Annotated in this window: 13 protein-coding genes; 5 read left to right on the top strand and 8 right to left on the bottom strand. The window is 64.4% G+C overall.

Annotation, left to right across the window (positions count from 1 at the left end):
• Window positions 1–15: 15 nt before the first annotated feature.
• Genes ACLFKU_RS03135 through ACLFKU_RS03120 form a run of 4 tightly spaced genes read left to right on the top strand, consistent with a single transcriptional unit; the run spans window position 16 to window position 2,938 of the window.
• A complete protein-coding gene (locus tag ACLFKU_RS03135) occupies window positions 16–732 on the top strand; it encodes an amino acid ABC transporter permease (protein ID WP_368584501.1) in 717 nt (238 codons plus the stop codon).
• Window positions 733–753: 21 nt separating this feature from the next.
• On the top strand, window positions 754–1,398 hold the full coding sequence (locus ACLFKU_RS03130; RefSeq protein WP_368584502.1) for an amino acid ABC transporter permease: 645 nt from the start codon (window positions 754–756) through the stop codon (window positions 1,396–1,398).
• Window positions 1,395–2,147, top strand: a complete 753-nt coding sequence (locus ACLFKU_RS03125; RefSeq protein ID WP_309235086.1) for an amino acid ABC transporter ATP-binding protein — start codon at window positions 1,395–1,397, stop codon at window positions 2,145–2,147. The genes ACLFKU_RS03130 and ACLFKU_RS03125 overlap by 4 nt, the downstream gene beginning before the upstream one ends.
• 41 nt (window positions 2,148–2,188) lie before the next feature.
• Window positions 2,189–2,938 carry an IclR family transcriptional regulator gene (locus tag ACLFKU_RS03120; protein WP_410848138.1) on the top strand — a complete coding sequence of 250 codons (750 nt, stop codon included), beginning with the start codon at window positions 2,189–2,191 and terminating at the stop codon, window positions 2,936–2,938.
• A 9-nt stretch (window positions 2,939–2,947) separates the two neighbouring features.
• On the opposite strand, the gene ACLFKU_RS03115 is transcribed toward ACLFKU_RS03120, so the two are convergent.
• The 6 genes from ACLFKU_RS03115 to ACLFKU_RS03090 form a co-directional block, all read right to left on the bottom strand.
• Window positions 2,948–3,841: a M48 family metallopeptidase gene (locus ACLFKU_RS03115; RefSeq protein ID WP_368584504.1), complete on the bottom strand. Its 894-nt coding sequence runs from the start codon at window positions 3,839–3,841 to the stop codon at window positions 2,948–2,950.
• A gap of 48 nt (window positions 3,842–3,889) precedes the next feature.
• Window positions 3,890–4,648 carry a lysophospholipid acyltransferase family protein gene (locus ACLFKU_RS03110; RefSeq protein ID WP_368584505.1) on the bottom strand — a complete coding sequence of 253 codons (759 nt, stop codon included), beginning with the start codon at window positions 4,646–4,648 and terminating at the stop codon, window positions 3,890–3,892.
• 39 nt (window positions 4,649–4,687) lie between these two features.
• The gene (gene gmhB, locus ACLFKU_RS03105; RefSeq protein ID WP_368584506.1) at window positions 4,688–5,242 is read right to left on the bottom strand and encodes a D-glycero-beta-D-manno-heptose 1,7-bisphosphate 7-phosphatase; all 555 of its coding nucleotides are present in this window, start codon (window positions 5,240–5,242) and stop codon (window positions 4,688–4,690) included.
• A 10-nt stretch (window positions 5,243–5,252) separates the two neighbouring features.
• On the bottom strand, window positions 5,253–7,352 hold the full coding sequence (gene glyS / locus ACLFKU_RS03100; RefSeq protein WP_410848137.1) for a glycine--tRNA ligase subunit beta: 2,100 nt from the start codon (window positions 7,350–7,352) through the stop codon (window positions 5,253–5,255).
• A gap of 15 nt (window positions 7,353–7,367) precedes the next feature.
• Window positions 7,368–8,375, bottom strand: coding sequence for a glycine--tRNA ligase subunit alpha (glyQ, locus tag ACLFKU_RS03095; protein ID WP_013088411.1), 1,008 nt, complete (start codon window positions 8,373–8,375; stop codon window positions 7,368–7,370).
• A 182-nt stretch (window positions 8,376–8,557) separates the two neighbouring features.
• The gene (locus ACLFKU_RS03090; RefSeq protein WP_410848136.1) at window positions 8,558–10,168 is read right to left on the bottom strand and encodes an FMN-binding glutamate synthase family protein; all 1,611 of its coding nucleotides are present in this window, start codon (window positions 10,166–10,168) and stop codon (window positions 8,558–8,560) included.
• Window positions 10,169–10,183: 15 nt separating this feature from the next.
• Here ACLFKU_RS03090 and ACLFKU_RS03085 point away from each other — a divergent pair, with 15 nt between their 5' ends.
• Complete coding sequence (locus ACLFKU_RS03085) at window positions 10,184–10,417, top strand: hypothetical protein (RefSeq protein WP_410848135.1); 234 nt, start codon at window positions 10,184–10,186, stop codon at window positions 10,415–10,417.
• 27 nt (window positions 10,418–10,444) lie between these two features.
• On the opposite strand, the gene mnmA is transcribed toward ACLFKU_RS03085, so the two are convergent.
• Entirely contained in the window at window positions 10,445–11,707 is a 1,263-nt protein-coding gene (gene mnmA, locus ACLFKU_RS03080) for a tRNA 2-thiouridine(34) synthase MnmA (RefSeq protein ID WP_410848134.1), read from the bottom strand.
• Between the two features lie 60 nt (window positions 11,708–11,767).
• Window positions 11,768–12,247 carry an NUDIX hydrolase gene (locus tag ACLFKU_RS03075; RefSeq protein WP_410848133.1) on the bottom strand — a complete coding sequence of 160 codons (480 nt, stop codon included), beginning with the start codon at window positions 12,245–12,247 and terminating at the stop codon, window positions 11,768–11,770.
• Between the last annotated feature and the right edge of the window lie 194 nt (window positions 12,248–12,441).

The raw sequence follows: 12,441 nt of genomic DNA, 5'->3' as shown, positions 1-12,441 counted from the left end.
GATGGGGAGCATGAGATGAGTTACGAGTGGCTGACTTTGTGGGGCTACGTGCCCGAGTTTTTGAGCGCGAGCTGGCTGACGTTGCAGGTGACCGTGCTGGCCTTCGTACTGGCGCTAGTCCTCGGGTTGTTGACCGCGCTCGCCGGCGCTTCTCCGCTCGCACTGCTTCGGTGGATCGCCCGTGGCTACGTTGAAATCATCCGCAATACGCCTGTCCTCCTGCAGATTTTCATCGTGTTCTTCGGTCTGCCGTCCGCGGGTATTTCGCTCGACGCATACTGGGCCGGCGTCATTGCGCTCGGCCTCAATGTCGGTGCTTACCTGTCGGAAGTGTTCCGCGCTGGCATACAGTCGGTGCCGCGCGGCCAGCTCGAGGCTGCCGGCATTCTCGGCCTCGAACGCGCGCAGATCTTCGTCGAGGTCGTGCTGCCGCAGGCGACGCGCGCGGTCTATCCGGCCATCGTCAACTACCTGATCCAGTTGCTGCTCGGCACGTCGCTTCTGTCCGCCATTGCATTGCCGGAGTTGACCGGCACCGCGACCGTGATCAACTCGCGAACGCTTCTCTACCTGCAGACGTTCAGCGTGACGCTCGTCGCGTATCTCGTGCTCAGTAACGTGCTGTCCTGGCTTGCGGGCCAGCTCGGCGCGCGGATCTTTCATCCTCCCCTCGCCCTGCCGGCGCGCACCGGCTTCGGGACAGGCTTTCTGCGCCGGACGAAGCGGGCCTGATTCCCGGATTGGAGTTGGATCATGTCAGTCGAATTGCTGAAAACCAGTCTATCGATCCTGCTGCAGGGTCTGGTGACGACGCTGTTGCTCTCCATCGCGTCCATCGTGGGCAGCACGCTCATTGGCCTGTTCGCCGCGGTGTTGCGATCGTTCGGACCGTGGGGCACGGACCGCATCGCCAGACTCTATACGGAGCTGTTTCGCGGCACGCCGGTGCTGATCACGCTGATGTTGATCTATTTCGGCGTGTCGTACTTCGGTTATGCGATCGATGTGTTCGCTGCCGGCGCGATTGGCTTGAGCGTCTATCAGGGTGCCTATATCGCCGAAATTTTCCGCTCGGGGATCGAGGCGGTACCCAAAGGTCAATGGGAGGTGTCGCAGATCCTCGGCCTCACGCGGGCTCAGGCGTTCTCGTTCGTCGTGCTGCCTCAGACCGGAAAGATCGTGTTGCCGCCTCTCATCGGTCAGTATCTGTCGCTCATCAAGGACACCTCGATCGTCAGCATGATCGGAATGTCCGAGCTGATGCACGGTGGCCAGGCGATCGTCGACCGGATCGGCAAGCCGGTGGAAATCTATGGACTCGTCGCACTGATTTACTTCGCCGTGTGCTTCCCGCTTTCGCAATGGGTGCGCCACCATGACCGCAGGAGATTGTCGTGAGTAACCAAAGCCAAACCAGGCCGATCATTTCACTGACGGGCGTCAGCAAAGCATTCGGTTCGACCAGGGTGTTGAACGAAATCAATCTCGAGGTCCGCTCGGGTGAAGTGCTGGTGCTGATCGGCGCGTCCGGCTCGGGCAAGAGCACGGTCCTGCGAATCATGGCGGGATTGGAGACCACCGATTCCGGCGAGGTCTGGGTCAACGAAGTGCCCTTGCATGATCCGCGTCGGGCACGGGAGATTCGTGGCCACGTCGGCATGGTCTTTCAGCAGTTCAATCTGTTTCCTCACAAGACCGCGCTCGGCAATGTCACGCTCGCGCTGATCAAGGCGCGCCGCATGAGTCCGGCCGACGCGCGCAAGCGCGCGATGGAGACACTCGATCGCGTCGGGCTCGCGGACCGCGCGGAACACTATCCCAGCCAGCTCTCGGGCGGTCAGCAGCAACGCGTGGCGATCGCGCGAGCGCTCGCGGTCGAGCCCGGCATCATGTTCTTCGACGAGGCGACGTCCGCGCTCGACCCGGAACTGGTCGGCGAGGTTACCGAGGTGATGCGCGGGCTCGCGCGCGACGGCATGACGATGGTCGTCGTCACGCATGAAATGGGCTTTGCCCGCAAGACCGCTGACCGCGTCGTCTTCATGGACAAGGGCGTCATCGCCGAGCAGGGGGATCCGGAGCAGATCTTCGTCAATCCGTCGAACGAACGCACCCGGCAGTTTCTGCATCGAGTTCTCGACCATTGACGGTCGGATCAACGCGGATCAACGCATTACGGAGTGAACGCATGGCTGTTACTGAATCGTCTCGGGCGAGAGGCGTGGACCGCGTAATCGCGATGTTCCGGCAATTGCATATCGCCCAACGCCCGCTGACGATGCGCGAACTGATCGAGGCAACCGGTGCGCCGCGATCGAGTATTTACGAGCTGGTCGCGATTCTCACGGAAGTGGGCTGGCTCGAGACCGCCACGGATGGCAGCGTGTTCTTTGGGCGCGAGATGCACTACTACGGGTCCGACTACGCAACGCACAACGATTTGATCAGCCGCGCGCATCAATCCATTCTGGGACTGGTGAGAAAGTACGACGAGACCACGCAGCTGTGCATGCTGGAAGGCAACAAGTACACGGTCGTGTTGTCCGAGCACAGTGCACGGCCATTCAACATCAGTTCGGACATCGGCGTGAGAGTGCCGATACCCTGGACCGCGACGGGACGTCTGCTGCTAGGTCACCTGAGCGCCGACGAGATCCGCGCGCTGATTCCGCCGGAAGACTTCGTCCTCGACAACGGGGCGAGCATCGAATTCGACGAATTCCTGAAGGACGTGCAGGCCGCGAAAGAACGAGGCTACTGCTGCACCGAAGGACTTTCGAACGCGTTCAGGCTTTGTATGGCAGCGCCGATTCGCGACCGTGCGGGACTGCCGATCGCAGCGCTATGTTTCATGACTGGCCGCGACACGAGCCCGGACAGGCGCGGCGTGATGCTCGACGATCTGTTGCAGTCCGCGAAAGCGCTCTCGCAGAGATAGCGCCCGGCCTTAAAGCGTCGGCAACAACTCCGGCGGATGCGACTTCAGTGTCTGCCGCGCCTCGCGGAATTCCGGAAAAATCGATTCGACCGTCTGCCAGAAGCGCGGACTGTGATTCATCTCGCGCAGGTGCGCCAACTCGTGCGCGACGACGTAATCGATGATCGATAGCGGAAAGTGAATGAGCCGCCAGTTCAGGCGGATCTTGCCGTCGCTCGAACAACTGCCCCAACGTGTCGCCGCCGAAGACAGCGCATACGAGCGATAGTTGACGCCGAGCTTCTGCGCGTAGATCGCGAGACGTTCGCCGAACAGCCGCTTCGCTTCGCCTTGCAGCCAGCCCTGCACGCGATCCTTGATCTGCTGCGGATCGGCTTGCAACGGCAGCGGCAATTGCAGCGCGCCGTGCTCGGCGCTGAACGCGAGCATGCCTTGCGGCGCGCCGAGCGTCACGCGCACCGGCTGACCGAGGTAAGGCACTTCCGCGCCATCTTTCCAATCGATCTTCGGCAACGCTCGCTGTTCGACGCGCGTTTGCCATTCGATCAGCTTCGTAAAAATCCAGCGCTGTTTTTCGGTGATCGCGGTTTCGATATCGGCGAGCGTGACCCAACGCGGCGCGGTGATGGTGAGGCCGGTGCTATCGATCGCAAAGCCGATCGAGCGGCGCGCGGAACGCTTGAGCGCGTAATGCAGCGTGCGTGAACCGATGGTGAGGCTGCGCAGCTTGCTGCCGTCCGGCGCGAGCGGCGCGACGGGCGGCCGGGCCGGCGCGGTGCCGGACGAGCCCGGCGTGGAAGGTGAAGGAGTCGACGACGTCGACCCCGGCTCGGCGAAGAGCGGGAGATCGAGCTGCCGGTTTTCGAGCGCCGCGGCGGGCTGCGGCGTGGGAGACTTCTGCATCGGCTTCGCTTCGCGCAAGACGCCCTCGGGCTTCGAGAGCGTGGCGCGTCAGATGGGAGCGGCGGCGGAGTCGTTAGCCGCCGCGCTGTAGGCAGTTGGATCGATGCGGCGCATTTCGGCTTCGATCCACTGTTCGACGCGCGTGTTCACTTCGTCGGGCGTGAGCCCCGTCGTTTCGATCGGCTTGCCAATCGACACCGTGACTATACCCGGATATTTCGTAAACGAGTTGCGCGGCCACACGCGACCCGCATTGTGCGCGATCGGTACGACCGGCGCGCCGGTTGCGATCGCAAAGCGCGCGCCGCCGGTCTTGTACTTGCCCTGCTTGCCGGTCGGCGTGCGCGTGCCTTCCGGAAACATGATGACCCATGCGCCTTCGGCCATGCGCGCCTTGCCCTGGTTCGTGACCGATTCGAACGCGTACTTGCCTTCCTTGCGGTTGATGTGGACCATCTTCAGCATGCCGAGCGCCCAGCCGAAGAACGGCACATACAACAGCTCGCGCTTGAACACGTAGCACAGCGGGCGCGGCATGATCGCCGGAAACGCGATCGTTTCCCACGCCGACTGATGCTTCGACAGCAGCACGGCCGGGCCGTTGGGCAGGTTCTCGAAACCTTCGATGCGGTAGCGGATGCCGTTCAGGAAGCGCACCGCCCACAGCGTCAGGCGACACCAGCCGGCCGCCATCCAGTAGCGGTTTTCCGCGCGCAGGAACGGAAACGCGATGATGCACGCGGTCGCGTACGGCACCGTGACCACAACGAAATAAATCAGCAGCAGCAGGGAACGGATAAAGCGCATCGGCGTGGTCGGTGAGGGTTGGGAGCGCGTGGTGCGCGTTTATTCCTGCGCGTCGGCGAGAAAGTCGAGCGCGAACGCGCGCAGGTCGTCGTGCACGATCGTGCCTTCGGGCAGGCCGCCCGCGGCGAGGGTCTTGCGGCCCTTGCCGGTCAGCACGAGGTGCGTCGGATGACCGAGCGCCGCGCCCGCTTGCAGATCGCGCAGCGAATCGCCGACGGTCGGCGTATGCGCCGGATCGACCTCGAAACGCTCGGCGATCATCTTCAGCATGCCGGGCTTCGGCTTGCGGCATTCGCAGTGATCTTCCGCCGTATGCGGGCAGAAGAACACCGCTTCGATGCGCGCGCCGACCGCTGCCGCCATCCGGTGCATCTTCAGATGCATCGCGTTCAACGCGTCCATGTCGAACAGGCCGCGGCCGATGCCCGACTGATTCGTCGCGATCGCGACGCGATAGCCCGCCTGGTTCAGGCGTGCGATCGCTTCCAGCGAGCCGGGCAGCGCAACCCATTCGTCCGGCGACTTGATGAACGCTTCGGAGTCGACGTTGATCACGCCGTCGCGGTCGAGGATCACCACTTTCTTGATCGGCATGGCGCGGTGCTCAGGCGGCGAGTCGGGAAATATCGGCGACGCAGTTCATCTGCTGATGCAGCGCGCCAAGCAGAGCCAGACGGTTCGCGCGCAACGCCGGGTCTTCCGCGTTGACCATCACGTCGTTGAAGAACGTGTCGACCGGCTCGCGCAGCGCGGCCAGTGCCGTCAGCGCGCCGGTGTAGTCGCGCACGGCCAGTTGCGATTGCACGCGCGGCGTCACCTGTTCGAGCTGCTCGTTGAGCGCCTTCTCCGCTGCTTCGGTGAGCAAGCCGGGCTGCACGCCGCCGTTCGTCACGCCTTCCGACTTCTTCAGGATGTTCGAGATCCGCTTGTTGGCCGCCGCCAGCGATGCCGCTTCGGCGAGCGACGCGAATTCGCGCACCGCGTCGAGGCGCGCGACGATGTCGTCGAGCCGCGTCGGGTTCAGCGCGAGCACCGCGTCGATTTCGCCGGTCGCGTAGCCGCGTTCGCGCAGCAGGCCGCGCAGGCGGTCCATGCTGAACTCGTAGATCGCTTCGGTGGAATCGGCGACGTTCGGCATGCCGGCGAATTGCGCATAAGCGATGCGCAGCAGATCGACGAAGTCGACGTTCAACTGCTTCTCGATCAGGATGCGCAGCACGCCGAGCGCATGACGGCGCAGCGCGAACGGGTCTTTTTCGCCGGTGGGCTGCAGACCGATGCCCCAGATGCCGACCAGCGTTTCGAGCTTGTCGGCGAGCGCGACGACGGTGCCGGTCTCGGTGGTGGGCAACGCGTCGCCCGAGAAGCGCGGCTGATAGTGTTCCGAGCACGCGAGCGCAACTTCTTCCGGCTCGCCGTCGTGGCGCGCGTAGTACGTGCCCATCGTGCCTTGCAGCTCGGGGAATTCGCCGACCATGTCGGTGATCAGGTCGGCCTTCGCGAGACGCGCGGCGCGCGTCGCGCGCGCGACGTCGGCGCCGGTCATTGCGGCAATCGCGCCGGCCAGCCCTTCGAGCCGCTCCACGCGTTGCAGCGCCGAGCCGAGCTTGTTGTGATAAACGACGTTCGCGAGCAGCGGCACGCGATCCGCGAGCGGCTTCTTCATGTCCTGCGTGAAGAAGAACTTCGCGTCGGCGAGACGCGGACGCACCACGCGCTCATTGCCTTCGACGATTTCGACCGGCGTCGCCGTCTCGATGTTCGACACGATCAGAAAGCGCGAGCGCAGCTTGCCATTCGCATCGGTCAGCGCGAAGTACTTCTGGTTGGTCTGCATCGTCAGGATCAGGCATTCCTGCGGCACCTGCAGGAATTCGTCCTCGAAGCGGCACTCATAGACGACCGGCCATTCGACCAGCGACGTCACTTCGTCGAGCAGCGCTTCGGGCATCACGACCTTGTCCTCGCCGGCATGCGCGAGCAGCTGCGAGCGGATCGCTTCCTTGCGCCTGGCGAAGCTCGCGATCACGCGGCCGCGGTGTTCGAGCGTTTCGGCATACGACTGCGCGTGCTGGATCTGCACGAAGCCTTCGGACAGGAAACGGTGGCCGAGCGTGGTGTCGTCGGCGTCGATGCCGAGCGCGCTCACCGGCACGATCTGTTCGCCGTGCAACGCAGTTAGACGATGCACCGGGCGCACGAACTGCACGCTCGAGCCGTCCGGGCGCTGATACGTCATCACCTTCGGAATCGGCAGTTTCCCGAGCGTTTCGTCGAGCGCGGCTTGCAGGCCGTCGGCGAGCGTCGCGCCCGGCGCCGCGTAGCGCAGGAAGAACGCTTCGGCTTTACCGTCCTGCGCGCGTTCGAGGTCGCTCACCGTGAAGTCGGGGAAGCCGAGCGCGGCGAGTTTCTTCGCGAGTGGCGCGGTGGGCTGGCCGTCTTTATCGAGCGCGACGGAAACCGGCAGCACTTTTTCGCGCACGTGTTTTTCGGGCGCGACCGCGCGCACGTTGTGAATCGTCACCGCGAGACGGCGCGGCGTGGCAAAGCGTTCGAACGACGGTTCGCCTTCGATCAGGTCGCGCGCCGCGAGGCGCTGCGCAATGCCTTCGGCGAAGGCGTCGCCGAGACGCGCGAGCGCCTTCGGCGGCAGTTCTTCGGTCAGCAGCTCGACGAGCAGGGTAGCGTGTTGAGATTGAGTCATTGGTTGAAGTTCTCGTCAGTCCTGGTCGATCTTGCGTTCGACTTTCAGCGGCGGCGCCCACGCGGGCATCGCGGCGTCCTGCTCGTCGGTGGTGAGGCCGGGCACGCCATGCACCGGATTGCCGAGCATCGGGAAGCCCAGCTTTTCGCGCGAGTCGTAGTAGGCCTGCGCGACCAGACGCGACAGCGCGCGAATCCGGCCGATGTACGCCGCGCGTTCCGTGACCGAAATCGCGCCGCGCGCGTCGAGCAGGTTGAACGTGTGGCCGGCCTTCAGCACGAGTTCATAGGCGGGCAGCGCGATCTGCGCATCGATCATGCGCTTCGCTTCCGCTTCGTAGCTGTTGAAGAACGTGAACAGCAGATCGACGTTCGCGTGCTCGAAGTTGTAGGTGGACTGCTCGACCTCGTTCTGGTGATACACGTCGCCATAGGTCAGGCGGCGCAGTTCGGGGCCGTTCGGGCCTTGCTCTTCCCACTCGGTCCAGACGAGGTCGTAGACGTTCTCGACCTTCTGCAGATACATCGCGAGGCGTTCGAGACCGTAGGTGATTTCGCCGAGCACCGGCTTGCAGTCGAGACCGCCGACCTGCTGGAAGTACGTGAACTGTGTCACTTCCATGCCGTTCAGCCACACTTCCCAGCCGAGACCCCACGCGCCGAGCGTCGGGTTTTCCCAGTCGTCCTCGACGAAACGCACGTCGTTCTGCTTCAGGTCGAAGCCGAGCGCTTCGAGCGAGCCGAGGTACAGGTCGAGAATGTTTTCCGGCGCGGGCTTGAGCACCACCTGGTACTGGTAGTAGTGCTGCAGACGGTTCGGGTTCTCGCCATAGCGGCCGTCTTTCGGGCGGCGCGACGGCTGCACGTAGGCGGCGCGCCACGGCTCGGGGCCGATTGCCCGCAGAAACGTATGGACGTGGGACGTGCCCGCGCCGACTTCCATGTCGATCGGCTGGAGCAACGCGCAGCCCTGCTTGTCCCAGTAGGACTGCAAGGTCAGGATGATTTGCTGAAACGTGAGCATGAAGTGCCTTTCGGGCATGGGGGGCCGTGCGGCGCGCGCCTAAGCGCGCGAGCGGGCCGTGGAGCGAAGTGCTAAACCCGAGATTTTAACGGAAAGGAAGGGGGGCGGCCCGTTTTGCGGGGGCGGACGGACCGCGATGCGGCTTTTGGGCGACAGGCGGCGCGGCGAGGCTCCGCGCGCACTCAGCTCGCCGCCAGCTCCGCCTTCGGCGAGAACGAATCGCTTTGCGCGATCGGCCAGTACTTCTCGAACAGCGTATAGCGAAAGTTGCCGTTCAGCAGGTCGTTCGGTTCGAGATACTTGAGCAGCTCCGACATCAGCCGCACCTCATGCGACGACACGCGCCGCACGATGTGATGCGCGCGCAGTTCCGCCGGATGCCGAAGCCCGGCGGCCTGGATGATCTCCTGCAACGCGTGCAGCGTGTTGTGGTGGAAGTTGAACACGCGATCGGCCTTGTCCGGCACTACCAGCGCGCGCTGGCGCACCGGGTCCTGAGTCGCGACGCCGGTTGGGCAACGGCCGGTATGGCAGGTCTGCGCCTGGATGCAGCCGACCGCGAACATGAAGCCGCGCGCCGCGTTGACCCAGTCGGCGCCGATTGCGAGCGTCTTGGCGATATCGAACGCGGTGATCATCTTGCCGCTCGCGCCGATGCGGATGTGCTGCCGCAAACCGATGCCGACCAGCGTGTTGTGCACGAGCAGCAGACCTTCCTGCAACGGCACGCCGACGTGATCGGTGAATTCGAGCGGCGCCGCGCCGGTGCCGCCTTCCGCGCCGTCCACGACGATGAAGTCCGGCAGGATGCCGGTTTCCAGCATCGCCTTCGCGATCCCGAAGAATTCCCACGGATGTCCGATGCACAGCTTGAAGCCGGTCGGCTTGCCGCCCGACAGCGTGCGCAGCCGTTCGACGAATTCGAGCAGCTCGCGCGGCGTCGAGAACTCGGAGTGCGTCGCGGGCGAGATGCAGTCGCGGCCCATCGGCACGCCGCGCGTCTCGGCGATTTCGGGCGTGATCTTCGCGGCCGGCAGCACGCCGCCATGACCCGGCTTCGCGCCTTGCGACAGCTTCACCTCGATCATCTTCACCTGCGGCTCGGCGGCCTGCTTCGCGAACTTTTCGGCGTTGAAGGTGCCGTCGTCGTTACGACATCCAAAATAACCGGACGCGATTTCCCAGATGATGTCGCCATCATGTTCGCGATGATATTTGGACATCGAGCCTTCGCCGGTGTCGTGCGCGAAGTTGCCTTTCTTCGCGCCGAGGTTCAGCGCCATGATCGCGTTGGCTGACAACGAGCCGAAGCTCATCGCCGATACGTTGAAGATCGACATCGAATACGGCTGCGCGCGATCGGGACCGACGACGATGCGAAAGTCGTGACCGTCGAGCCTGGTCGGCGCGAGCGAGTGGCTGATCCATTCGTGCGCGACCGCCTTCACGTCGAGCTCGGTGCCGTACGGGCGGCTATCCACATCGTTCTTCGCGCGCTGGTAGACGATGCTGCGTTGCGCGCGCGAGAACGGCTTTTCGTCGGTGTCGTCTTCGACGAAATACTGGCGGATCTCCGGCCGGATGAATTCGAAAATGAAACGCAGGTGGCCCCACAGCGGGTAGTTGCGCAGGATCGCGTGGCGCTGTTGCGTCAGGTCGAACACGCCGAGCGCGACGAGCGCGGCCGGCACGATGATCCAGAACCACGACAGGCGATGCGTCGTGGCGAGCGCGGCACATACCGCGGCGAGCGCGATTGCGCACCACATGGCCAGATAGCGTCGAGAAAACATGGGGACTCCAGTGCGGTGAAGATCATTGCGGCGGGATCGTCCGCGCGAGGGGCGCGGGCGGTATCCGCCGCGAAGGAAAACTGGCGGCTGCGGGTCACGGCGCGGCGTGGACCGGCGAAGCTCGAAGATGAGTCCTGCGAATGGAAGCCGAGCGTCGCACGCGAAGGTGAAGCGGGTGTGACCGCGCCAGGTGGGGAAAACAGGATGAACGGCGAGGATGAACGGCGCGCGCGTGTCGGAGTGGCGTGACCCGCCGCGCGCGCCGCTACGCATCGCTCAACGCGCGCCGAGCAGCGCCGCTTTTTGCCGCGGGGCTTGCGGCTCGTCCTGCGATGCGCGGTGCGGCTGCTTCGGCTTATGCGTCTGCTTGCGACGCTGCGCGCGAGTTTGCTTCGGCGCCTGATCCAGCGGCAGCTCGGCCGGTTGCCCAGTCATCGCGTGTTCGATGATGCCGCCGCCGAGGCATACGTCGCCGTCGTACAGCACCGCCGATTGTCCCGGCGTGACGGCCCATTGCGCGGCGTCGAAGGTCAGCTCGAACAGGCCATCGCCCGAACCGCCTGCCGCCGCGGCGTTGAACGTGCACGCCGCATCGGCCTGCCGGTAGCGCGTCTTCGCGCCGCACGCGAAGCCGTCGGCCGGCGGCTCGCCCGCGACCCAGCTCGTGTTGCCCGCCGACAGCGTATGGCACAGCAGCCACGGATGATCGTGCCCCTGCGCGACGTACAGCGTATTGGTCGGAATATCCTTGCCCGCGGCGAACCACGGCTCGCCGCTGCCGTCCTTGCTGCCGCCAAGACCGATGCCCTTGCGCTGGCCGAACGTGTAGAACGCGAGGCCGATGTGCTCGCCGACGGTCTTGCCGTCGGTAGTCTTCATCGGACCCGGCTTGGTCGGCAGGTAGCGGTTCAGGAAGTCGCGGAACGGCCGCTCGCCGATAAAGCAGATGCCGGTCGAATCCTTCTTCTTCGCGTTCGGCAAGCCGATCTGCGCAGCGATCTCGCGCACTTTGGTCTTGGGAATTTCGCCGAGCGGGAACAGCGTCTTCGACAACTGCGCCTGGTTCAGCCGATGCAGGAAGTACGACTGGTCTTTCGTATGATCGAGCGCCTTCAGCAACTCGAAGCGGCCGTCGCGCTCGTGGTTCTGGCGCACGCGCGCATAGTGGCCGGTCGCGATGGTTTCCGCGCCGAGCGACATCGCGTAATCGAGAAAGGCCTTGAACTTGATTTCGGCGTTGCACAGCACGTCCGGGTTCGGCGTGCGGCCGGCCGAATATTCGCGCAGGAACTCGGCGAACACGCGGTCTTTATATTCGGCCGCGAAGTTGACCGCCTCGACGTCGATGCCGATCAGGTCCGCGACCGACACCACGTCGATCCAGTCCTGGCGCGTCGAACAGTATTCGCTGTCGTCGTCGTCTTCCCAGTTCTTCATGAACAGGCCGACCACGTCGTAGCCCTGTTCCTTCAGCAGCCACGCGGTAACCGACGAATCGACGCCGCCCGACATGCCTACTACGACTTTACGCTTGCTCATAAGGTACTCACTGGGTGCTGCATGACTGCATGGATCTTGTGGGGGCCGCTCGTGACGGCCTTATCGCTTCGGCCCGACCGAATGGGTATGGACGAAGTCGAGCGGGAAACGCCGGCCGGCCAGGTAATCGTCGATGCACTGCATCACGAGCGGCGTGCGATGCCGCTCGGGGCACTCGCGCAATTCATCGGCGCTCATCCACAGCGTGCGGACGATGTCGGGATCGAGCGAACTCGCCGGGTCCGGCTCGCCACCCGCGCCGCAATAGGTGAAGCGCAGGTACGTGGTGCCCGGGCGGTCCGGCCGCTCGAAGTGGGTCATGTACATGCCGACGAGCGCTTCGGGCGCGAACGGATGGGCGGTTTCCTCGAACGTTTCGCGGACCACCGCTTCCAGCAGCGATTCGCCCGCCTCGAGATGGCCGGCGGGCTGGTTCAGGCGCAGGCCGGCGGCCGTGTGTTCCTCGACCAGCAGGAAGCGCCCGTCACGCTCGACGATCGCCGCGACGGTCACGTGCGGCAGCCAAGTTTCCGGTTTCATGGGTGCGCATTTTACCGGTTATGCGCGCCGGCTGCCGGGCGCCGCACCGACCCCTGCCGGGCAATGGCCGGCGTAAGCTCCCGGCCGGTTCGCGGCGGGTTCGCAGCACGTTCGCGACCGAATCGCAACAGTTTGGCGGTCTGCCGCGCATTCGCATCGACCCCGATATTGGCGGCGTGACGGTTTCGGTTAAA

Origin of the sequence: Paraburkholderia sp. EG304, assembly GCF_046543485.1 — a bacterium.
Lineage (GTDB): Bacteria > Pseudomonadota > Gammaproteobacteria > Burkholderiales > Burkholderiaceae > Paraburkholderia > Paraburkholderia youngii.
This window is presented reverse-complemented; position numbering and strand designations above follow the sequence as displayed.

Bases quoted from the DNA above. Each gene is read 5' to 3' on its own strand.
- ACLFKU_RS03115 (WP_368584504.1), bottom strand. From the start codon at position 3,841: ATGCAGAAGTCTCCCACGCCGCAGCCCGCCGCGGCGCTCGAAAACCGG.
- ACLFKU_RS03090 (WP_410848136.1), bottom strand. From the start codon at position 10,168: ATGTTTTCTCGACGCTATCTGGCCATGTGGTGCGCAATCGCGCTCGCC.
- mnmA (WP_410848134.1), bottom strand. From the start codon at position 11,707: ATGAGCAAGCGTAAAGTCGTAGTAGGCATGTCGGGCGGCGTCGATTCG.
- ACLFKU_RS03110 (WP_368584505.1), bottom strand. From the start codon at position 4,648: ATGCGCTTTATCCGTTCCCTGCTGCTGCTGATTTATTTCGTTGTGGTC.
- glyS (WP_410848137.1), bottom strand. From the start codon at position 7,352: ATGACTCAATCTCAACACGCTACCCTGCTCGTCGAGCTGCTGACCGAA.
- ACLFKU_RS03135 (WP_368584501.1), top strand. From the start codon at position 16: ATGAGTTACGAGTGGCTGACTTTGTGGGGCTACGTGCCCGAGTTTTTG.
- gmhB (WP_368584506.1), bottom strand. From the start codon at position 5,242: ATGCCGATCAAGAAAGTGGTGATCCTCGACCGCGACGGCGTGATCAAC.
- glyQ (WP_013088411.1), bottom strand. From the start codon at position 8,375: ATGCTCACGTTTCAGCAAATCATCCTGACCTTGCAGTCCTACTGGGAC.
- ACLFKU_RS03075 (WP_410848133.1), bottom strand. From the start codon at position 12,247: ATGAAACCGGAAACTTGGCTGCCGCACGTGACCGTCGCGGCGATCGTC.
- ACLFKU_RS03130 (WP_368584502.1), top strand. From the start codon at position 754: ATGTCAGTCGAATTGCTGAAAACCAGTCTATCGATCCTGCTGCAGGGT.
- ACLFKU_RS03120 (WP_410848138.1), top strand. From the start codon at position 2,189: ATGGCTGTTACTGAATCGTCTCGGGCGAGAGGCGTGGACCGCGTAATC.